Raw genomic sequence first — 20,141 nt, 5'->3', positions numbered from 1 at the left:
GGAGGCGCTGTTCCCTCCACCACCGTGCCGTTCGTGTTCCCGTGTGAGGCACCTCTCGGTCGGCAGCCTTCACCGGTGGCCCCCCGCCTGACAGTTGCTGCTCGACGATCCCTCGCCCGACCCTCTCGCTCCCGCAGTTGACGGGGGAACAGCCCGAACCGCACGAAGGGACCTGCCCTGCCATGGATTTCGTCGTGTTGCCCGACAGCCCGGCCACCCCGTCAGTGGCCGAGTCCCTGACTCGTGCCCCGAACGTTCAGGTGGTCCACCACGCTTCGGGACGCCCCTGGCTCGTGGGCCGTTGGGCGGACGAGGAACTGACGCTGGTGAGCGCCGGGACCCGGCGCCTGGCCGTCCTGGGACGCTCGACCGTGGACGGGCCCCGCGTGGAACGCGCACTCGCCCAGGCGCGGTCCCTGGGCCAACTCGACGACGTGGCACGCTCGTTGCCCGGCTGCTTCCACCTCGTCGCCTCCTTCGACGGGTGGACGCGAGCCCAGGGGAGCCTGTCCACCGCACGACAGATCTTCTTCGCCGACGTCGGAGGCCTCACCGTGGCGGCCGACGGTCCGCGCCGACTGGCGCAGTGGGCGGGCACGCCGATGGGCGACGACGGCACCCCGGCCGTCGACCAGGACCTGCTGGCGCTGCGCCTGGTGACCCCGGTCCCGCCCTGGCCGCTCTCCCTGCGCCCGGTGTGGTCGGGGGTGTCGGCGCTCGGCGTGGGCTGCCGGCTGGAGCTGGGCCCGGACGGCAGCGCCCGCGAAGTCCGCTGGTGGCGGCCACCGGAGCCGGACGTGCCGACGGAACAGGCGGCCGAACACATACGTCAGGCCCTGCTCGCCTGTGTCGGAGCGCGCACCGCTGCCACCGTCAGCGCCGATCTGTCCGGTGGCCTGGACTCGACCAGTCTCTGCTTCCTGGCCGACGCGGCGGGCGCCGACCTCATCACCCACCACTGGACACCGGCGGACCGGGCGAACGACGACAGCGAATGGGCCGAACGCGCCGCGCGTCAGCTGCCCGCCGCCCGGCACCACATCGGCGCCTGCCGGAACGGCCCCACCTGGTACGAGACGTCGGCCACCGTCGGCTCCGGCCGCGAGGAGGGACCGCTGCCCTGGGCCCGTAACCGCGCCCATATGCGACGCGTGCTCTCCACCATGGCCGCGGACGGATCGCGCTGCCACCTCATGGGTGTCGGAGGCGACGAACTGTTCGGTGTCCTCCCCACCGCCCTGTGGTCGCTGGTCCGGAGCCACCCGCTCGGCAGCCTCGCCAGGATCCACCGCTTCCGGGTCCTCAACCGCTGGACCCTGACGTCGACCGTACGCGGACTCGCCGACGGTGCCTCCTTCACCACGTGGCTGCGCTCCACCGCCCACCGGCTCACCGAACCGGTGCCGGGCCCGGGGGACGCGCTGCTCGGCTGGGGCTGGGAGCCCCGGCTTCCGAACTGGGCGACCGCCGACGCCGTCGACGCCGTACGCCGACTGCTGCGGGACACGGCGGACCGGGAGCACCCCGACCCGCACCACCGGGACCGGGCCCAGCACCAGATGCTCGACATCGTCGTCCAGTCCGGCAGCGCCATGCGCCAACTCGACGCGGCGCTCGACGACTTGGGGGTCGCCTGCGAGGCGCCGTTCCTCGACGACCGGGTCGTCGAGGCCGCTCTGTCCGTGCGGACCGAGGACCGGCTGGTGAGCGGGGACTTCAAACCCGTGCTGCGGCGAGCCGTGCGCGGCATCGTGCCCGAGGAGATCCTGGCCCGCCGCAGCAAGGGAGAGTTCAGCGCGGAGGCGTTCCAGGGCATGCGCCGCAACCGCGGGGATCTGCTGGACCTCTGCGACGACCTGCGGCTGTCCCGGCTCGGCCTGGTCGACCCCGACGCGCTGCGCACCGCACTGCTCGGCCTCAAGACCCAGTCCCGGCAACTCGTCCCGTACGAGAACACGCTGGCCTGCGAGAGCTGGCTGCGGGGCATGACAGCACCCGCTTCCAGTGCCGCGTCCCTGGCTGGAGAGACCCCATGACCTTCGCCCTGAAACCCGACGTCACAGCCACCGACACCGAGGACGGCCTCGTCCTGCTCGACGAGCGCAGCGGCCGTTACTGGCAGCTCAACCGCTCCGGCGCGACGACGCTGCGCCTTCTCCTCGACGGGCGTACCCCCGAGGAGACCGCCGACTGGCTGACCCGGCACCACCCCGATGCCGCCGGACGCGCCCTGACGGACGTACGGACACTGCTCGCCGCCCTGGACCGGGCCCGGCTGGTGGTGACGGCATGAGCATGCAGGTCGTCGGAGAGACCGGGACCCGGCTGCCCTGGCAGCGGCAGCTGAGCGCACGGGCGGCCGTGGGCGCGGCCCGTGTGCTGGTGCTGCTGCCCCCGCGCCGACTGCGCCAGGTGCTGACGGTGGCGGCCCGCGGGTCCCGCGCCGCGAGCCACGCACATGCCCTCGACGCCCGCCTGGCCGTGGTGACCGTGAGCGCCCGCTGCGCCGGCCGGGGCTGTCTGCAACGCTCGGTCGCCACCGTACTGCTGTGCCGGCTGCGGGGACGATGGCCCGACTGGTGCACGGGATTCCGTACCCAGCCGTTCCGCGCCCACGCCTGGGTGGAGGTCGGATCGCAGGCCGTAGGCGAGTCCGGGGACGTGGCGCTCTTCCACACCGTCATGAGCGTCCGGCAGCGCGACGGAGGCCGTCGATGAATCCGGTCGGCGCCCCCGGGACCGGCCGCCGCGCCGCCGTCGCCGACAACGGCGTCGCCGTCCGGACCGACGGACTGACCAGGACGTACGGAAGCCGCCAGGCCGTCAGCGGACTGGACCTGGTCGTCCCGACCGGCCAGATCTTCGGCTTCCTCGGCCCCAACGGCGCGGGCAAGAGCACCACCATCGGCATGCTGTCCACTCTGCTGCGCCCCACGTCCGGTCAGGCGCTGGTCGCCGGGTACGACGTGACACGCGACCCCCACGAAGTACGCCGCCGTATCGGCCTCGTCTTCCAGGAATCCACGCTCGACGTCGACCTGACCGCCATGGAGACCCTGCGTTTCCACGCCGAGCTGTTCGGCATCCCGCGAGCGCGACGGCTCGACGCCATCATGGACATGCTGGAGCTGGTGGACCTGGCCGAGCGCCGCCACGCCCCCGTCCGCACCTTCTCCGGCGGTATGCGACGGCGCCTGGAGATCGCCCGCGGTCTGCTGCACACGCCCCGCGTGCTCTTCCTCGACGAACCCACGACCGGCCTCGACCCGCAGACCCGCGCCGCCATCTGGGACCATCTGCGCCGGCTGCGCGAGGAGCGGGAGGTCACCGTCTTCCTCACCACTCACCAGCTGGAGGAGGCCGAACACTGCGACCGGATCGCCATCATGGACGAGGGCGAGCTCGTCGCGGACGGAACTCCCGTCGGCCTCAAGGCCGTTGTGGGCTCCGACCTCATCACCGTACGCACCGCCGACGACCCGGCGGCGGCCCTGGCCCTCCGCGAACGTCTGGGCCTGGAGGCGGAGACGGACACAGAAGGGCTGCGCGTCAGGGTTGCCGACGGAGCCTCCTGGGTGCCCAGGATCTGCGACGCGGTGTCTCTGACGGTGCACTCGCTGACCGTGACACCGCCGACGCTCGACGACGCCTTCCTGCACTACACCGGCCGCACCATCCGGGAGGCCGACAGCGAGCCGACCGGCTTTCCGATGCCCGCTTCGAGGAGGTGACCATGAGGACGACAGATACGGCAGCCACAGCGGATGCGGCAGACACACCATCTGCCGCCGACATGGCGGACACGGCGGTCCCGCCCGGCATCCCCGATGCCGCCGCTCGACGCGGACGTCTCGCCGCGGATCTGCGCGCCGTCCGCGTGCTGTGGGAACGGGAGGTGATCCGGTTCGGCCGCAACCGCCTGCGGATCGCCATGAGCGTCATCATGCCGATGATGTTCCTGCTCGTCTTCGGCACCGGCCTCAACGCGGCCGTGTCCGGCAGGCAGGACGCCATGAGCGACTTCCGTGCGTTCTTCTTCCCTGGCGTCCTCCTCATGGCGGTGCAGGCACCGGCCATGGCCGCGGGCGCGTCCATCGTGTGGGACCGGCAGGCCGGATTCCTGCGCCAGCTGCTCGTGGCACCGGTCCGTCGCACTCCGCTGCTGACCGGAACCTGTCTGGGCGGTGCGACCGCCGGCCTCGGCTACGCGATCCCCGTCCTGAGCCTCGCCGGCCTGGTCGGCGTCCCCTACCGGCCCGAACTCCTCCTCGTCCTCGGGGAATTGGGGCTCATCGCCTTCGCGTTCACGTCGCTCGGTGTCCTGGTGGCCGTCTGCGCCAAGCGTCCCGAGACCTTTCAGATCGTGATCGGGCTGTGCATGATGCCCCTGCTGTTCCTGTCCGGGGCGGTGTTCCCGGCCAGTGGACTGCCCGGTTGGCTGGGCGCCGTCGTAGGCCTCAACCCGCTCACCTACGCGGTCGACGCACTGCGCCGCACCCTCCCCGGAGTCGGCGTCTCAGGACTCGGTGGCCGAGCGGCCGGACCGCGGTGGGGGGACTGGACCCCGCCGGTGGCAGCGGAGTTGGGGTGCGTGGCCGCGTTGGCGGCGGTGGCGCTGACCGTCGCCACGTACCGCTTCTCCCGCAGTGACTGAGACCGACCCGGCGAGGCAGGACGGCACGGCAGGGCGGTGGAGGTCGGCCTCCACCGCCCTGCCGTGCCGTCACTGATCTCGTCAGCTGATCCCTCGCGGATACGGGAAGGACTGGAAGTCGGCGTCGAGCCTGCGCGGACCGCGCGGCAGCCATGTGGCGGCGAACCGTACGACCGTCTCCCGGGGCAGCGGTGGACTCGGGGTCTGTGTCGAGGGCTTGGCCACCGACTGCAGCGCCCACGCGTACGCGTTGAGCGGAGCGAACGCCGTCCAGCGAGGCCGGTCGATGTCCAGCAGCATCATCGCCCGCATGTAGGCGTACCACGTGTGGTACGCGACGGGGGCACCGCCGGGCGGCGAGTCCATCGTGTGCACCGGCGAGCGGACGCTCTCCCGGCGCGGGTCGTAGAGCACGCCCTGGCCGAAGTAGGCGAAGGCGGCGACCAGTCGCGGGTCGTAGGGACGGTACAAGCTGTCGAACACGCCGAGCTGGATGTCCGAGATCACCCGCAGGGGTTCCTCGACCGGCGCCATGAAGGCCCGGTAGTTGCCCGGGTACTCGGGTGACTTGCTCATCTCCTGCCACACCGTGCGCACGCCGCCCTCGATGTTGCCGCCGACGTGCAGACCGATGGCCTGGTAGGCGGCGATCAGTTCGGGCGACGCCTTGTAGAGGGCGACCTCATCGAGTTGATACCAGACCTCGTTGGCCCGACGGTCGCCCAGCATGCCGGGCACGGGCGGCAGAGCCGGCGTCCGCTCCGTGCCCGCGCCGACGGTGGCCCGCGCCGGGGCGATGCCTGTCATCGCCAAGCCGGCCAGGGCGGTGGCACCGACGGAGACGCGGAGCAGCTGTCTGCGGCCGAGAGTCCGGTCGGGCGAGGGGTCGAGCGGTCGGTCGGGTCGGTTCGACATGGAAGGTTGCCCCGCTTCTGGTCGTGTTGCGCCCGCGTGGGCCGGAGATGTCGTCGCCCACGGGCCGCCACGGTAGAACGCCGCGCGTCCCGGGCACCTGGGCCAGGCGTCCTGTCCGTGTCCCGGCCATGGGGCCCACATGTCCGCACTGGTCAACGCGGCCCCGTGAGCGGTGTTGCGGTACCGGCCCTGTCAGGGAGTTGCCCTGACGCGGATGTCAGGGCAACTCGATGTCGTGCCGGGCGAACTGCCATGTCCCGCGCGGCAGTTCCTCCGGCTCGCTGTACGGGTACCGGCGTCGGGTGAGCCGTGCGGTGTGTACTCCGTGCGCGCCGACGGGGAGGACCTGGTGCTCGTTTCCAGCGGGCGAGCGGGAGCGACCGGACGGGCTCGTCCACGACGAACTCGGCTGTCGTCAGGCCGCGTACGGGTTCCGCGCCTCGCGTTGGCACGGGGAGGTCGAGCAGCAGCCGTCCGTCGCCGGGCAGCAGGTCGCCCTGCCAGGCGCCGAAGACGACCGTGTACCCGCGCCGCAGAAGTACTGCACGGCCCGCTTGTTGCCCCGGTTGCCCCAGTCGAAGAACAGCCGTGGGCATCCGTCGTCGACCGGCCGCAGGATCTGACGTCCCCGCTGAACCGCACCGCACCGTCGCTGTCGCGCGGCGCGAGATCCAGGTCGGCGATCGAGCGGTGGGCGGGCGCCTCGGGGGTCCACGGCGTAGTGAGCCGTCGCGGCGGTCACCTCGTACGCCCCGCTCTCGGCGAAGCGACGACCGTCGGCGGACGGCTCCCGGGTGTGCACGTCCACTTGTACGGAACTCACCGCGCGGCCTCCAACTGCGTCGGACGCCAGCCCAATTCGGGGGCGACCAGGTGGCGCACGTCGTGCAGGATCTGCTCGTACTCCTCCCGCCGGAACTCGTACGGCAGCTCAAGACGCAGCTCCGACACCGCCGACACCACCGGGTCCGCCGCGAGCCGCTCCAGGATCTGCTCCGCCGTGCCGACCACGTCCGGCGCGAACAGGGTCCGCCTCGGGCCCTGCGGGGCCAGGGTGCGGGCATGACGGCTCGCGGCGTACTCCCGGTACCGGGTACGGGTGGCCCGGTCCGCGCTGTCGAGCGGCACGATCACGCGGCCCACCGCGACGCGGGCGCTGGACCGGAAACGCCGGTACTCGGCGAGGAGGTTCGACTGGGCCGTGGTGAAGTCGTCGGTGTCCTCGCCGGTCACGATGTTGCCGGACAGCAGGTTGAGGCCGTTCTCGCCGGCCCAGCGGGCCGAACGCTGGCTTCCGCCGCCGTACCACATGCGGTTCACCAGGCCGGGGTTGTGCGGTTGCAGGCGTGGCCGCTGGGTGTTGCCCGGCGACTGGATCACCGTGTCCGGGGCGCCGAGGTAGTCGCCGCGCAGGTTGTCGACGACGCGGGCGACCCTGCCGTAGGACAGGTCGAAGGAGCGCCAGTCGCCGTCGTGCACGAGGTCGCCGAGGAGTTCGGCGTGCGGCATGCCCGTGGAGAAGCCGATCTGGAGCCTGCCGCGGGAGAGTACGTCGGCCAGTGCCAGGTCCTCGGCCAGGCGGAACGGGCTCTCGTAGCCGATCGGGATGACCGCGGTCCCCAGCTCGACGCGCTCGGTGCGCTGTCCGGCCGCGGCGAGGAACACCGCGGCCGAACCGACACCGTGCTCGAGGTGGCGTTGCCGGATCCAGGCGCCGTCGTAGCCCAACCGCTCGCCGAACTCGAAGAGTCGGAGGGTCTCCTCCAGGCCGGTGTAGGGGTCGTCGTCGGCGAAGTTGCCCGGGGTGAGGAAGGCGAGGGAGGTGATGGTCATACGGTCCGCGTCCTCAGGTCGTGGTCGTCCCGGCGCCCGGGGATCGCCGCGAGCAGCTCGCGGGTGTACTCGTGCTCGGGGTGTGTGAAGAGGTCTTCGGGCGCGCCCACCTCCACGATGCGGCCGGCCCGCATGACCGCCACCTCGTGTGCGATCTGCCGTACGACGGCCAGGTCGTGCGAGATGAACAGGTACGCCACGCCCGTGTCGACCTGCAACTCGGCGAGCAGGTCGAGGACTTGGGCCTGGACGGAGACGTCGAGCGCGGACACCGGCTCGTCGCAGACGACCAGATCCGGCGCGAGGGCGAGGGCACGGGCGATCGCCACGCGCTGGCGCTGCCCGCCCGACAGCTCCGCCGGACGGCGCTCCAGCGTCGAGGCGGGCAGTGCCACCCGGTCGAGCAGGTCGCGGGCGCGTTCGAGACGGGAGGCGCGGTCTCCGACCCTGAACGCGCGCAGCGGTTCGGTGATCACCTCGCCGATGGAGAAGCGGGGGTCGAGGGACGCGTACGGGTTCTGGTAGACGAGTTGGGCCCGGCGGCGGAGTTGACGGGCCCGAGCGCCCCGGGCGGTCGTGACGTCGGCGCCGTCGAAGAGGATGTGTCCGTCGGTCGCGTCGGTCAGCCGGAGCACCAGCCGGGCCGTGGTGGACTTCCCCGAACCGGACTCGCCGACCAGCGCCAGGGTCCGGCCGCGGTGCAGGGTGAAGCTGACGTCGTCCACCGCGCGCAGGGTGCGGGACTCGCCGTCCGCGCGGGGGAGCCGGAACTCCTTGACCGCGTTGCGGACTTCGACCAGGGGCGTCCCCGCGGTGGCCGTGGGTGCGGTGGCGGGGAAACTCGCGCGGGCGGTGGCCAGGCTCGGCGCGCTCGCCAACAGCCTCTGGGTGTAAGCGTGTTGGGGGTCGGCGAGGACGTCACGGGTCGGACCGGCCTCCACGACCCGGCCCTGCGACATGACGACCAGGCGCTGTGCCCGGTCGGCGGCGACTCCGAGATCGTGCGTCACCAGCAGGATCGCGGTGCCCAACTCCTCGGTGAGGTCCTGGAGATGATCGAGGATGACGCGCTGCACGGTGACGTCGAGCGCGCTGGTCGGCTCGTCCGCGATGATCAGTTTCGGGTTCGCCGCGATGGCGATGGCGATCAGCGCGCGCTGCCGCATGCCGCCGGACAGCTCGTGCGGGTACTGCCGGGCTCGGGTGGCCGCGTCGGGCAGCCCCGCCCGGTCCAGGATGCCGATCGCCTCCGACGGCGCGGAACGGCGGGTCGCCAGCCCGTGGATGCGCAGCACCTCGGCGACCTGGTCGCCGACGCGCTTGACCGGGTTCAGCGACACGGACGGGTCCTGGGGGACCAGGCCGATCCGCGCGCCGCGCACCGTGCGCAGCTCCGCCTCCGACAGTGCGGTGAGGTCGTGCCGGCCGAAGCGGATCGTGCCGCTGTCGATGGTGGCGTTCGGGGCCAGGAGGCGGGTGATCGCGTGCGCGGTGGTGCTCTTGCCGGACCCCGACTCGCCCACCACCGCGGTCACTTCACCCGGCCGCACATCGAGGTCGACGTCCCGCACCGCCCGCACGGTGGTGCCGCGGGTGCGGTACGACACCGACAGGCCGCGTATCTCCAGCGCTGCCTGCCCGGTCGGTTCGATGCCCGGTGTTGTCGTCAAGTCCTCACCCGTTCCAGGGTCGTTGGTCACGCGGTCGGTCATCGCTGCCGGGACCATTCGCCGTCCAGGGCGCGTGCGATGCGGTTGGTGGCCAGCACGGTCGCGGCGATCGCCAGACCGGGCAGCGCGGTCAACCACCAGGCATTGGCGAGGTAGTTGCGGCCGTCGGAGATCAGCGTGCCCCACTCCGGTGCCGGCGGCGGGGCGCCGTAGCCGAGGAAGCTCAGGGCCGACACGGCGAGGATCGAGGAGCCGAGGTCGAGGGTGGCCAGGACGATCACCGGGCCCGCCGCGTTGGGCAGGACGTGCCGGCCCAGCACCGAGTACCAGCGGGACCCGCACGAGCGCGAGGCCTCGACGAAGACCGCCTGCCGCACCCGCAGCACCTCCGCCCGGGTCACCCGCGCGAAGCTCGCGACGCTGGCGATCCCGACCGCGACCGCCACCTTCACCGTGCCGTAGCCCAGCGCGGTGACCAGGGCGAGGGACAGGAACAGTGCCGGGATCGACAGCAGTACGTCCACGAAGCGCATCAGCACGTCGTCGACCCAGCGGCCGACGAAACCGGCGACCAGACCGATCAGACTGCCCACCACGAAGGCGACCGCGACCGCGAGCAGCGTTGCCTTGAGGGAGAGTTGGGCGCCGTGGACCACCCGGGAGAACACATCCCGTCCCAGTTCGTCGGTGCCGAACCAGTGGGCGCCGCTGGGGCCGCGGAAGTTCTCCGACGGCACTCCTGTCAGCGGATCCTTCGAGGTGAACAGATCCGGCCAGAAGGAGGCCAGCACCACCAGGACGACGATCAGGACCGACAGCAGCAGGCCTGGGCGGCGCACCAGGAACCGTCGGACGCGTCGGAGGTCGACGCGGCGCTCCGGTCCGGGGCCGCCTCCCGGTTCGGCCGGCCGGGCCGGGAGGCCGAGCGCGGCGCCGGTGGGGTCGGCGATCAGTTCCTGGCTCATGCGAGTCCCGCCTTCCGGCCCGAGGCCACCACGATCCGCGGGTCCAGCAGCGGATACACGAGGTCGACGACCAGGTTCGTCACCACGAAGATCAGCGCCCCGAACACCACCACCCCCTGGACCAGCGGGATGTCCTGGGCCGTGACCGCGGCGGCCGTCACCCGGCCGAGGCCGTCACGCGAGAACACCGTCTCGACGACCACCGAACCCGCGATCAACTGCCCCACCAGCAGCCCCACGACCGTCAGCGCGGGCAGCGACGCGTTGCGCAGCGCGTGCCGCACATGCACCCGCCATCGGCCGGCGCCCTTGGCACGTGCGGTCTCCACATAGGCCTGGTCCAGCGCCGTGAGGAGGCTCTTGGCCAGTACCTGCGCGACCTGCGCACCGGTCGGGATCGCCAGGGTCACGGCCGGCAGCACCAGCCCCCGCAGCCCGTCGTTGCCGAACGCGGGAAACCAGTGCAACCGGAAGGAGAACATCTCGACGAGCAGCAGACCGATCCAGAACGTCGGTACCGATACTCCCAACGGCGGCAATGACAGCAGCAGTTGGCGCAGCCAGCGCAGTGACGTGTAGGTCGCCAGCACCGCCAGACCGCCGCCGCCGACTACCGCGAGCAGTAGTGCGGCACCGGTCAACTGGAGGGTCTGGGGCAGGGCGTCGGCCAGTGTCGAGGTCACCGGCCGGCCGGTGGAGACCGCGTCGCCGAAGTCACCGCGGACCGCCCTGCCGAGATAGTCGGCGTACTGCACCAGGATCGGCTTGTCGAAGCCGTACTCGTGCCGCAGTGCGGCGAGTTGGGCCGGGTCGACCTGACCGGAGTCCATTCCGGCACCGGCCATCGCGGTGACCGGATCGCCGGGCAGGAAATCGAGGATCAGGAAGGACACCGTGTAGGCCGCCCACAGCACCCCGACGGCCTGGGCGAGTCGCTTGATCACATAGCGGCGCATGCGTCAGCCGATCCAGGTGTCGTGGAGCTGGATCCGGCTGGAGGCGTCGAAGTTCAGACCGTGGACCTTCGCCGCCACGCCGATCTGGGTCTGGAGTTCGACCACCGGTGCGTAGTAGGCGTTCTGTACGAGCAACTCCTGTGCCTGCTTGACCAGTTCGCCGCGCTTCGTGGTGTTCGTGGTTGCCGCCTGCCCGGTCAGTGAGGTGTCCAGCGGGGTCACCGGAAGGCGGTAGAAGTTGGCCAGCTCGGTGGAGAAGGAACTGCGCAGGATGTCCGGGTCGGCCCGGGTCACGTTGCTCCACGCCGCGTCGTAGTCACCCGACTGAAGCGTCGGGGCGAGCTGGGTGACCTGGAGCTGCTTGAGCGTCAGGCCGACTCCGACAGCCTTGAGTTGCTGCTGGATCAGCTCCAACGCGGGCTGGTTGGTCGCCGAGTTGGGGATCCAGTCGACCGTCAGGCTGAGCTTCTTGCCGTCCTTCGCGCGGATGCCGTCGCTGCCGGTCTGCCAACCGGCCGCGTCCAGAAGGGACTTCGCCTTGGCCGCGTCGGTCGTCAGGTCCGCGGAGAGGTTCGCGTAGTCGGGTGTGGTGTGCGCCAGGACGCTGGTCGCGGGCCGGGTCCCGGTCGGGAACACGGTGTCGGCGATCTGCTTGCGGTCGATGGCGAACCCGATGGCCTGGCGCACCCGCGCGTCCTTCAGGACCGGCCGTGCGTTGTTGAAGGCGAGGCCGAACACCACGCCGGGGTTGGCGCGTCGCTGAAGGGTGACCTGGCCGCCCTTGAGGGCCGCCTCGTTGGCCCTGCCGACGCTGCTGATCGCGTCCACCTGCCCGGACTGGAGACTGCCGGCCCGCACCCCCGCCTCGGGCACGACCTTGAAGACCACCTTGTCCAGGTAGGCCTCGCCGCTCTTGTGCCACAGCGAGGAACCCCAGGCGTACCCGGTCCGCTTGGCCAGCGTGATCGACTGGTTCTGCACGTACTGCTTCAGCACGAAGGGCCCGGAGCCGACCACTCCCTGGCTGCACTTCTGCTGAGGGGTCTTCTTCACGCTCGCCGAGGACTCGATGCCCAGCGAATGTGTCGAAGTGGCCTGCAGGAACTGGGCGTTGGGCTGTTGGAAGGTCACCTTGACGGTGAGCGGGTCGACCACGGTGGTGCTCTTGACGCCGCTCAGATAGCCCTCGGCGAGGGTTCCCAGTGCGCCGAGCTTCGGCACCGCGTCGAAGTTGTCCTTGACCACCTGGGCGGTCAGCTTCGATCCGTCGCTGAAGGTCACACCCGATCTGAGGTGGAAGGTGAACGTCGTCGCGTCGGAGCTGATGTCCCAGCTCTTCGCCAGCCAGGGCACGATCTTGCCGGTCGCGGGGTCCTGGTCGGTGAGGGAGTCCACGACCTGACGTACCGAGTAGATGGTGTCGTTGCTGGCCACCTGCTGCGGATCCACGCAGCCGGCGTCGGAACCCACCGCGAAGGTCAGGGTGCCACCGGACCTGGCCGGGCCGCTGCCGCTGTCCGAGCCGTCGCTGCCGCCGGACCCGCAGGCGGTGAGCAGGACGCTGGTGGTCAGGAGGGCGGTCAGGGCCGTCCATCGGGTGGGGCGGATGTCCGGATGTGCTCTCACGGAGGGTGCTCCTACTCGTGTCACTACGCATGGGTGCCCCGCGGATCACGGCTGCGCGCGCGGGCGTGCCGCTCCGGTCGGCGCAACGCCGAGGACGGGCAGTGCAGTTGGGGGAGTCAGGCGGGAAGGGGGGCGCGGCGGCTGCGGACGCCGTCCGTGAACTCGGACAGGACCGCGAGAGGCTGCGGGAGAACGCCTACGGGCCGCGACGGACGTCAGACGGACGTGGTCAAGGCGGTCAGGCGCGACACAGACAGCTGGTGAAGCGCTGCAGGTCGATGTGGCGGCGGCGCGAGAACCGGGAGAACACGGTCGCGGCCGTCAGGGAGACGATGGAGACACTCGGGTCACTGCTGTGTCGCAAGACCGTCCTCCACATCTCCGGCCCCGGCCAAGGGCCCCACGCTTGCAGGGATCGTCGGTGATCCTGCCGGGCTTTCACCTGGAGCACCCCACCGCGTCGGAGGGTTGCCGGTCAGCAAGCCAGGGCTTGACGCTGACACTCGATGCCGGTCGTGATCGTACGGAGCGACTTCGTCGTACGTCAATGGCGGGTGCGGGCAGGCGAGCGACATCGACCGGACACTCCGCGCGGGCTTGATCTTGACGTGCGCGTCAACCTTTACCGTCGACGGGCGCCGCACAAGCTGTGCCGCGCCCCGGTAACCCGTCAGGAGCCCGCAGGTGTCACCGTCGAACATCCCCGCCACGCATCGCGAGGTCCGTCTCGCCTCCCGTCCCCAAGGCGCCCTGGAAACCGCCCACTTCACCGTGGCGGAGGTCCCCGTCCCGGAGCCCCGACCCGGGCAGGTGCTGGTCCGCAACCGCCTGATGAGCGTCGCGGCGTCACTGCGCACCCTGATGGGGGGATCCGCCGGGCTGCCGATGCCGCCGTTCGAGGTCGGCGGGGCGTTGTCGGCTCCGGCCGTCGGCGAGGTGGTGACGGCCCCCGAGGGAGGGAGCCTGCGCCCCGGTGATCTGGTGTCGCACCGGGCGGGGTTCCGCGAGTACGCCGTGGTGGAGACCGACGCGGTGCAACCCGTGGACCTGACGGTCCTGCCGGACCCGGTGGCGTACCTCTCGCAGGGGCAGTCGGCCTGGCTCGGTGTCGTTCGGGGAGCCGAAGTGCGCGACGGAGACACGGTGTTCGTCTCCGGCGCGGCAGGCGGACTCGGCACCCTGGCGGGGCAGTTCGCCCGGCAGCGCGGAGCCGGCCGGGTCATCGGCAGCACCAGTTCCCAGCGCAAGGCCGACTACCTGATCGAGACACTGGGCTACGACGCGGTCGTGCTGCGCGGAGCCGAACCGATCGAGGAACAGCTGGGCAAAGCAGCCCCGGACGGCATCGACGCCGTCGTGGACACCGTCGGCGGGGAGCAGTTGCAGGCCGCGCTGGCCCTGGCCCGCCCCGGCGCGCGGGTGGGGCTGATCGGAGCGCTCTCCGCGCAGGCATCGGGTGAGATCACGGCACCCGTCGAGATCGACACCTACTCGCTCATCGTGCGGGGCATCCAGCTCCGCGGCATCAGCGGCGCGCGCGAGCGGGACGCGCTGACGGAATACCCGGAGACGTTCGGCCGTTGGCTCCGCGAGGGCTCGGTCACCGTCCCGCACACCCGCCTGTCCGGAATCGACCAGGCGCCCCGCGCCCTGATCGAACTGCTCGAAGGACACCACATCGGCACGGTGGTCGTGGAGTTGTAGTCGCCGGCCGCCCAACTCCTGGAGGACTGATGCGCATCGGCGACGCGGCGGCGGCCCTGGGCGTCACCACCCGCACCCTGCGCTACTACGAGCAGCGTGGCCTGGTCACGGCACGGCGTACGGCGTCGGGACAGCGGGAGTACGGCGAGGAGGACGTACGCCGACTGCACGCCGTCCGCGAGCTGTTGGACTCCGGCCTCACCATCGGCGATGTGCGTCTCCTCATCGACATCCTCGACGCGCTGCCCGACCGCCCCAAGGCGCCACCGGTCCGCACGGGGCCCTACTCGGACACCTGCGTCGTCCCGCAGGTGGCCATCCGGCGACTGGCCGAACTCGACGCCCGTATCCGTGGGTTGACGGAGCTGCGCGACCGCCTCGCCGACGGGCTCGACCTGCGGTTCGGCGTCCTGGTCGGCGAACTCGTCGGCCTCGACGCCCCCTTGAGCGATGCTCCCGCCGGTTCCTGACACCGTCGGCGCCGAAGGTCCGCACAGGGGCGGGCTTGCAGCGCCGTGCGGCGTCGGGGGATCATGCGGTGGCCCGACAGGCGTCGGACACGAGACCGAAGCGCCTGCGCGCCGCGGCACCGTCCGGTGCCGACGTCAGGACCGAGGGGAGTCACGGTGAGGACATCGCCTTTCGGGCCGGTCCGTATCGCGGCTCTGCTCCCGGTCCGCACGAAGCGTCGGCACGTCGACCTGTGCCTCACCCACACCGCGCTCTGTCGCTGACCGGTTCGACCGGCTCTCTCACGGCGGGCCCGCGTCTCTCGCGTGTCCGACCGCTACCGACCCTCGCGTGTCCGGGCGTCGACCCGCACCCGGGGAACTCCGTCACCCCACAACGCCACCGGCCGCGACGACACCGGCATCGGTGGGACGAGAATGGACGAGTCATGAGCGCGAAGCAGCCCCGGACGCTGAAGACCGTCACCGGAGCCGGCGGCACCTCGGAGACCTACGACCTGGTGGTCGATCCCACCCGGTCCACCCTGGACACCGCCGTCCGGGTCGCGAAGCTCGCCGAAGCGGCCAAGATCGACGCACTGTTCACCGCCGATCTGCTCAGCTTCGACGCCCAGGGCGCGATCGGCTCGCAGGAGCCGCTGGTCTTCGTGTCCGCCCTGAGCCAGGTCACCTCGCGGATCGGTCTGATCGCCACGGTCTCCACGACCTTCCACCACCCGTACAACCTGGCCCGGCTGTTCGGCACTCTCGATCACGTCAGCAACGGCCGGGCCGCCTGGAACCTGGTGACCTCCTCGATCGGCGAGGAGAACTTCGGCCCCGGCGACCTGCCCAGCCCCGAGGAACGCTACGCGCGCGCCGCCGAGACGCTGGAGGTGGTCAACGCGCTGTGGGACAGCTGGGAGCCCGGTGCGCTGACCGTCGGGGCGGACGGCCACGCGGTGCTGCACCGGGACCGGGTGCACCCGATCCACCACTCCGGGAAGTTCTTCGACGTGGCCGGCCCGCTGAACATCCCGCCGCTGCCGCAGCGCCGCCCGGTGCAGATCCAGGCCGGGCAGTCGGAGGCCGGTACGGCACTGGGCGCCCGCTACGCGGAGATCGTCTTCACCTCGCTCCCGACCCTCGACTACGCGCTGGACTTCACCCGGAAGATCCGTGCCCAGGCCAGGGAGTTGGGAAGGGCCGAAGGACTGCCGCTGATCTTCAGCTCCTTCCACGCCACCTACGGCGCCACCGAGGAGGAGGCCCAGCGGCTCGTCCGCGAGCGGCGTGAATCGATCGACTTCGACCGCGGCCGGGCCCAGGTGGCCGACATGCTCGGCGGCGGAGTCGACCTGTCGGAGGTACCGCTCGACTCGACGCTGCCGGAGAGCCTGCTGCCCGACGTCACCTCGGTGCACCGCCGTCGCGGCCGGGTCGACATCTTCACCGGCTACGCCCGACAGGGCTACACACTGCGGGAGTTGATCGTCGTGGCCCAGGACACCGGGCACTGGGCCGCCGCCGGCACCCCTGAGCAACTCGCCGACGCGGTCGAGGAACGGTTCCGGGCCGGCGTGCTGGACGTGATCTCCCTGAGCGGCCTCGCCGATCCGCGCCAGCACGACTTCGTCGTCAACGGCCTGCTGCACGAACTGCGCAAGCGGAAGATCGTCAACGCCGGCTACACCGGTCTCACCCTGCGCGAGAACCTCGGCCTCGAACTGCCGGCCCGCGACGCCTCGGCCGTCCGGTCCTGAGCCGATCACTCCTCCCCTCGTACCGCCAGCAGGGTCTTCCCCACGTTGAGCCCCGACTGCATCCGCTCGTGGGCCCGGGCGGCGGCAGCCAGGGGAAGGACCTCCGTGACGTCGATGCGGACGCTTTCCGAGGCGACGAGTTCCAGGGCCGCCAGGGCATGGGCCCGCAGGACGTCGGGGGCGCGTCGGGAGACGTCGCCGATGTTGTAGCCCGTCAGTGCGCGGTTGTTCTTCCAGAGGGGAAGGAGCGGCAGGTTCAGGTCGGGGTGGCGGGCGGCCTCGCCGTAGAAGGCGACACAGCCGAAGGGGGCCAGTACGTCGAGACTGGCGAGGCGGGTGGGGCCGCCCACGGGGTCGAGGACCACGTCCACACCTCGCCCGCGCGTCGCTTCACTCACCGCGTCGGGGAAGTCCTCCCGCTGGAGGACCGCGTCGTATCCGAAGCGCTTGGCGTACTCGGCCTTGTCGGCGCTGCCGACGGTGCCGTACACGGTGTCCGCGCCGAGTGCGCGGGCGAGTTGGGCGGCCACGGAGCCCACGCCGCCGGCCGCGGCGTGGATCAGTACGCTGTCGCCCGTCTCCGGTCCGCGCGTGACAGGTGGACCTGTGGGCTGGCGCGGTTCCGGACGAAGGCAGAGGTCCGTCCCTTTGCCGATGTCCGTGTGCCGGGCGCGCATTGACGCGTGGAAAGGTGCGTTCGCACACTCCTCGACACGACCACTGTCGGTCACCGATCGTTGGTCGGCCGCGCACTTCCGGCACGGCGGGCCCTTTTTTCGTGGGACCGGTCGGGCGATGGGGACGGGCCTGCAGGGCGTGCACATCGGTGCCGCACAGCTCGGACCGGTAGCCAGGTCGGACATCGACCTCTGCCGCCGGGCGAGTTCTCCCTGTCGGTGGCGCCGGGATGTGACCGGACCGGACCGGACAAGACCGGTCCGGCGCTGCCTCTTCGCGTGCGGCGTGGTTCGTTCAGCGCGACGCGTTTCGCACCGTGGTCCAGGGGCCGGCACGGCGGAGAGCGCACCGGCGCGCCTCCCGTTCACGCGCCCCCGCCCTGGAGAGCGCATGTTCATGTCCCCGGCGCAGCAGATGCGCACCGTCTCCTCCCTCGCGCCCTCCGGACGCCAGTATGAGATCGGCCGGCTTCAGAACGCGTGGGAACTCTGCCGGAACGGCGGGCGGCGTGGTCACCCTGCACGACCCTGTAGACGCCGGACGCACCGAACTCCGCGACGCCTACGGCGAGTTCGCCGATTCCGGCGGCGCCGGCCATGCTCCTCTACGTCGACCAGGCGGAGCGTGCCGCGCTCCTAGTGCGTGGGTCTCGGGTTCGAATCCCGAAGGCGGCTCCAAGGGAAACCGTAGGTCATGCCTTTGACCTGTGGTTTCTTTGTTTTCTTGACCTTGGAATATGCGCGCCCTAGGGCTTCTTGAGGCTGTGCGTGTAATGCGTAGGTCAGAGGTTCACTATCTGGCAGTGGTTTTGCGTCCGTGATCCGAATACGTGGTTCTGACCCGCGGTTTTCTCATGTTCTGCTGAATGGGTGGACAGTATCCGCGGAGGATGGGGTGGCCAAGTGGTGGCCATCTGTGCGGCGTCGGCGCATGGGGCGGATTGTGGCGCCGGTGGTGGTTGCTGATCGGGGCGCCATGGGTTTGTCGATTCCCTGCAACGCATCTGAACGTCGCGTCAGGTCAGGTGGCGGCGCGTCCACCAGAGGCTGAGGATTCCGAGGTCGAGGGCGAGGCCGAGGTAGATCGGGGCGACCGGCGGATGCTCAGTACAGGCCGGATGTGTCCTCCTGATATGTGTTGCGCAGGATGTCCGAGAGGAACGTCGCGAAGCTCATCTCCAGGTTCAGCCCGACGCCTGGTTCATAACGGAAGAGGCCCGGGCATGCGGTCTCGTCCAGGCTGCTGTCGACGAACAGCGCGTACGAGAACCGGTCTCCACCGGATGCGGGACGGACCGGAGGCTGTTCCGTCACGCGGTGGGCCACGGCGGCGACGGGTGTTCGGGTGTGCCGGGTGAGGATTTCCATGGCACAGCCGAAGTTGACGATGAAGGTGCCCGGGACGGGGTCGATGGGGTACCAGCCTCCGTCGCGGTGGACCTCCAGGCCGGGTTCGAGGGAACGCAGCACCGTCACCCAACCCGAGTCCTTGTGAACGTTGAGCCCGCGGGCACGCACCTCGGGCCGGAAGTGGTTGAACGTCAGGGTGTAGGTCCCCTGTCCGGCGAGGCTGTGTCCGGTGGCCTCGTCCCACAGGCTCGGGGGCAGGTCGATGTGGGAGAGAACGGCCCTCAGGATGTCCAGTGCCAACGCCCGCATCCCGAGGGCCTGTTCGACGAGCGCGGGCGGGTAGACCGCCTGCCAGTTGCGGCTCTCCAGGAAGAACTGCTCGGTCTGGTCGGCCTCGCGACGGTAGTAACCCTGGTGCTCGCCGAGCTGACCGGCGGTCCGGTCCGCGTAGCCGCGATACGGGTCACCGGCCGCGGGGAGGTAGAAGGAGCGGGCGAACCTGTCACCTGCGGACAGGTCCTGGTGCGAGGGCTGGTCGACGAAGAAGAAGCCGTCGCCGAGAGCGTGGGAGAGGCCGTCGGGGTTCTCGAAGTGCAGCTCGCCGGCGGACAGTCGGGCCCGCTGCCAGTCCCAGCCGCGTAGCCGCTCGTCGCCGCTCGGGGCGGTACTCAAAGGCGTGGGTGGAACTCGTAGCCGAGCTTCTTCGCCTTGTCGACGGAAAAGTCCCGGAAGCCCTGGTACTCACCGAGGACCTGGTCGGCGTCGTACTGGTACAACGGCATGTCGTACCTCGGTCCGATGAACACGGTGAACGACGAGCGGTCGCCGTCGGGCCGCTGATCCGGACTGCTCTCCGGAACGCGGTGGATCACCGCCGTCACCGGTCGGGGCAGCCGCCTGGTGAGGATGTCCAGACCGTCGCCGAGGTTGACGATGAAGTGGCGCTCCTTGACGTCCACCGGCAGCCACCGGCCGCCCTCGACCTGTACCTCCAGGCCCGGTTGGTCGGCATAGAGGAGGGTGATGAACCCGCTGTCCGTGTGGTGGACGATTCCGGCGCGGCCGCTGAGACTCGCGCGGTAGTGGTTGACGGTCGAATGGCACCATCCTGTGCCCTCGCGGGCGCCGCCCGTGATGATCTCCCAGTCGCTCTCCGGAAGGCCGGCCGCCTCGAACACCCCGTACAGGGTGGCGACGGTGATGGCCTCCATCTCCCGCAGCAGCGTGGTGACTTCGGCCGGCAGGTACGTGTCCCAGTGGGCGCTCTCCAACTGGAGTTGCTCGACCTGGTCGGGCCGGTCGGAGTAGCCGAGCTTGGAGTCGGCGTGCTCCTCCGCCCGGTGGCCGCGGTAACGGTCGCCCGGGCGGCCGGGGTCGGCGGGTTCGTAGAAGTTGCGGGCGAGTTCGAGTCCCGGACGGACATCCAGGTGCTCGGGTATCTTCACGAAGAAGGCGCCGATGGCGAGTGCGCGCGCCGCGTCGTCCGGACGGTCGAAGGCGAGTCGGTCGCCGCGCACCTCGGCGTAGGGCAGTTCCAGGGTCTCTCGGATGTGCGTGACGGATTCCGGCATGGTGGCCT

18 protein-coding genes and 1 riboswitch are annotated in these 20,141 nt (G+C 70.8%); of the genes, 8 read left to right on the top strand and 10 right to left on the bottom strand.

The features are described 5' to 3' along the window. Window positions 1-182: 182 nt before the first annotated feature. The 5 genes from OG504_RS02250 to OG504_RS02230 are packed head-to-tail and all read left to right on the top strand — an operon-like array spanning window position 183 to window position 4,654. Entirely contained in the window at window positions 183-2,036 is a 1,854-nt protein-coding gene (locus tag OG504_RS02250) for an asparagine synthase-related protein (protein WP_405988129.1), read from the top strand. Further along, window positions 2,033-2,293 carry a lasso peptide biosynthesis PqqD family chaperone gene (locus tag OG504_RS02245; RefSeq protein WP_405988128.1) on the top strand — a complete coding sequence of 87 codons (261 nt, stop codon included), beginning with the start codon at window positions 2,033-2,035 and terminating at the stop codon, window positions 2,291-2,293. Before OG504_RS02250 ends, OG504_RS02245 begins: the two co-directional genes overlap by 4 nt. Further along, window positions 2,290-2,718 (top strand): lasso peptide biosynthesis B2 protein, encoded by a 429-nt coding sequence (locus OG504_RS02240; RefSeq protein ID WP_405988127.1) that lies wholly within the window; start codon window positions 2,290-2,292, stop codon window positions 2,716-2,718. Before OG504_RS02245 ends, OG504_RS02240 begins: the two co-directional genes overlap by 4 nt. Further along, on the top strand, window positions 2,715-3,731 hold the full coding sequence (locus OG504_RS02235) for an ATP-binding cassette domain-containing protein (RefSeq protein ID WP_405988126.1): 1,017 nt from the start codon (window positions 2,715-2,717) through the stop codon (window positions 3,729-3,731). The genes OG504_RS02240 and OG504_RS02235 overlap by 4 nt, the downstream gene beginning before the upstream one ends. Window positions 3,732-3,733: 2 nt before the next feature. Beyond that, the gene (locus tag OG504_RS02230; RefSeq protein ID WP_405988125.1) at window positions 3,734-4,654 is read left to right on the top strand and encodes an ABC transporter permease; all 921 of its coding nucleotides are present in this window, start codon (window positions 3,734-3,736) and stop codon (window positions 4,652-4,654) included. Window positions 4,655-4,735: 81 nt separating this feature from the next. Here the strand turns inward: OG504_RS02230 and OG504_RS02225 are convergent, their stop codons facing one another. The 7 genes from OG504_RS02225 to OG504_RS02195 form a co-directional block, all read right to left on the bottom strand. After that, complete coding sequence (locus OG504_RS02225; protein ID WP_405988124.1) at window positions 4,736-5,569, bottom strand: hypothetical protein; 834 nt, start codon at window positions 5,567-5,569, stop codon at window positions 4,736-4,738. Between the two features lie 819 nt (window positions 5,570-6,388). Continuing rightward, window positions 6,389-7,402, bottom strand: coding sequence for an LLM class flavin-dependent oxidoreductase (locus OG504_RS02220; RefSeq protein WP_405988123.1), 1,014 nt, complete (start codon window positions 7,400-7,402; stop codon window positions 6,389-6,391). Continuing rightward, window positions 7,399-9,129: a dipeptide ABC transporter ATP-binding protein gene (locus tag OG504_RS02215; protein WP_405988122.1), complete on the bottom strand. Its 1,731-nt coding sequence runs from the start codon at window positions 9,127-9,129 to the stop codon at window positions 7,399-7,401. The genes OG504_RS02220 and OG504_RS02215 overlap by 4 nt, the downstream gene beginning before the upstream one ends. Next, window positions 9,111-10,037, bottom strand: coding sequence for an ABC transporter permease (locus OG504_RS02210; protein ID WP_405988121.1), 927 nt, complete (start codon window positions 10,035-10,037; stop codon window positions 9,111-9,113). Before OG504_RS02210 ends, OG504_RS02215 begins: the two co-directional genes overlap by 19 nt. Next, window positions 10,034-10,993 (bottom strand): ABC transporter permease, encoded by a 960-nt coding sequence (locus tag OG504_RS02205; RefSeq protein WP_405988120.1) that lies wholly within the window; start codon window positions 10,991-10,993, stop codon window positions 10,034-10,036. The genes OG504_RS02210 and OG504_RS02205 overlap by 4 nt, the downstream gene beginning before the upstream one ends. A gap of 3 nt (window positions 10,994-10,996) precedes the next feature. After that, a complete protein-coding gene (locus OG504_RS02200; protein WP_405988119.1) occupies window positions 10,997-12,619 on the bottom strand; it encodes an ABC transporter substrate-binding protein in 1,623 nt (540 codons plus the stop codon). 238 nt (window positions 12,620-12,857) lie between these two features. After that, a complete protein-coding gene (locus OG504_RS02195) occupies window positions 12,858-12,983 on the bottom strand; it encodes a putative leader peptide (RefSeq protein ID WP_403593034.1) in 126 nt (41 codons plus the stop codon). 33 nt (window positions 12,984-13,016) lie between these two features. Continuing rightward, window positions 13,017-13,130: riboswitch (SAM riboswitch) on the bottom strand. A 173-nt stretch (window positions 13,131-13,303) separates the two neighbouring features. Between OG504_RS02195 and OG504_RS02190 the strand changes: the two genes are divergently transcribed. The 3 genes from OG504_RS02190 (at window position 13,304) to OG504_RS02180 (ending at window position 16,535) form a co-directional block, all read left to right on the top strand. Further along, window positions 13,304-14,323, top strand: coding sequence for an MDR family NADP-dependent oxidoreductase (locus OG504_RS02190; RefSeq protein ID WP_405988118.1), 1,020 nt, complete (start codon window positions 13,304-13,306; stop codon window positions 14,321-14,323). Window positions 14,324-14,352: 29 nt separating this feature from the next. After that, window positions 14,353-14,793, top strand: a complete 441-nt coding sequence (locus OG504_RS02185) for a MerR family transcriptional regulator (protein ID WP_405988117.1) — start codon at window positions 14,353-14,355, stop codon at window positions 14,791-14,793. Window positions 14,794-15,221: 428 nt separating this feature from the next. Further along, window positions 15,222-16,535: an NtaA/DmoA family FMN-dependent monooxygenase gene (locus OG504_RS02180; RefSeq protein ID WP_405988116.1), complete on the top strand. Its 1,314-nt coding sequence runs from the start codon at window positions 15,222-15,224 to the stop codon at window positions 16,533-16,535. Window positions 16,536-16,540: 5 nt separating this feature from the next. Here OG504_RS02180 and OG504_RS02175 read toward each other — a convergent pair whose 3' ends face one another. The 3 genes from OG504_RS02175 to OG504_RS02165 form a co-directional block, all read right to left on the bottom strand. Next, a complete protein-coding gene (locus tag OG504_RS02175) occupies window positions 16,541-17,065 on the bottom strand; it encodes a zinc-binding dehydrogenase (RefSeq protein WP_405988115.1) in 525 nt (174 codons plus the stop codon). Between the two features lie 1,251 nt (window positions 17,066-18,316). After that, on the bottom strand, window positions 18,317-19,234 hold the full coding sequence (locus OG504_RS02170; protein WP_405988114.1) for a 2OG-Fe(II) oxygenase family protein: 918 nt from the start codon (window positions 19,232-19,234) through the stop codon (window positions 18,317-18,319). Then, the gene (locus OG504_RS02165) at window positions 19,231-20,133 is read right to left on the bottom strand and encodes a 2OG-Fe(II) oxygenase family protein (RefSeq protein WP_405988113.1); all 903 of its coding nucleotides are present in this window, start codon (window positions 20,131-20,133) and stop codon (window positions 19,231-19,233) included. The genes OG504_RS02170 and OG504_RS02165 overlap by 4 nt, the downstream gene beginning before the upstream one ends. Between the last annotated feature and the right edge of the window lie 8 nt (window positions 20,134-20,141).

It is taken from the genome of Streptomyces sp. NBC_00986, assembly GCF_045162565.1.
In the GTDB taxonomy this organism is placed as follows: Bacteria; Actinomycetota; Actinomycetes; order Streptomycetales; family Streptomycetaceae; genus Streptomyces.
Note: the sequence above shows the minus strand (reverse complement) of the source record. Positions and strands in the feature narration are given on the sequence as shown.

What these genes read in the sequence shown, in the direction of transcription:
- OG504_RS02250 (WP_405988129.1), top strand. Translation starts at nt 183, where the DNA reads ATGGATTTCGTCGTGTTGCCCGACAGCCCGGCCACCCCGTCAGTGGCC.
- OG504_RS02245 (WP_405988128.1), top strand. Translation starts at nt 2,033, where the DNA reads ATGACCTTCGCCCTGAAACCCGACGTCACAGCCACCGACACCGAGGAC.
- OG504_RS02240 (WP_405988127.1), top strand. Translation starts at nt 2,290, where the DNA reads ATGAGCATGCAGGTCGTCGGAGAGACCGGGACCCGGCTGCCCTGGCAG.
- OG504_RS02235 (WP_405988126.1), top strand. Translation starts at nt 2,715, where the DNA reads ATGAATCCGGTCGGCGCCCCCGGGACCGGCCGCCGCGCCGCCGTCGCC.
- OG504_RS02230 (WP_405988125.1), top strand. Translation starts at nt 3,734, where the DNA reads ATGAGGACGACAGATACGGCAGCCACAGCGGATGCGGCAGACACACCA.
- OG504_RS02225 (WP_405988124.1), bottom strand. Translation starts at nt 5,569, where the DNA reads ATGTCGAACCGACCCGACCGACCGCTCGACCCCTCGCCCGACCGGACT.
- OG504_RS02220 (WP_405988123.1), bottom strand. Translation starts at nt 7,402, where the DNA reads ATGACCATCACCTCCCTCGCCTTCCTCACCCCGGGCAACTTCGCCGAC.
- OG504_RS02215 (WP_405988122.1), bottom strand. Translation starts at nt 9,129, where the DNA reads ATGGTCCCGGCAGCGATGACCGACCGCGTGACCAACGACCCTGGAACG.
- OG504_RS02210 (WP_405988121.1), bottom strand. Translation starts at nt 10,037, where the DNA reads ATGAGCCAGGAACTGATCGCCGACCCCACCGGCGCCGCGCTCGGCCTC.
- OG504_RS02205 (WP_405988120.1), bottom strand. Translation starts at nt 10,993, where the DNA reads ATGCGCCGCTATGTGATCAAGCGACTCGCCCAGGCCGTCGGGGTGCTG.
- OG504_RS02185 (WP_405988117.1), top strand. Translation starts at nt 14,353, where the DNA reads ATGCGCATCGGCGACGCGGCGGCGGCCCTGGGCGTCACCACCCGCACC.
- OG504_RS02180 (WP_405988116.1), top strand. Translation starts at nt 15,222, where the DNA reads ATGAGCGCGAAGCAGCCCCGGACGCTGAAGACCGTCACCGGAGCCGGC.
- OG504_RS02165 (WP_405988113.1), bottom strand. Translation starts at nt 20,133, where the DNA reads ATGCCGGAATCCGTCACGCACATCCGAGAGACCCTGGAACTGCCCTAC.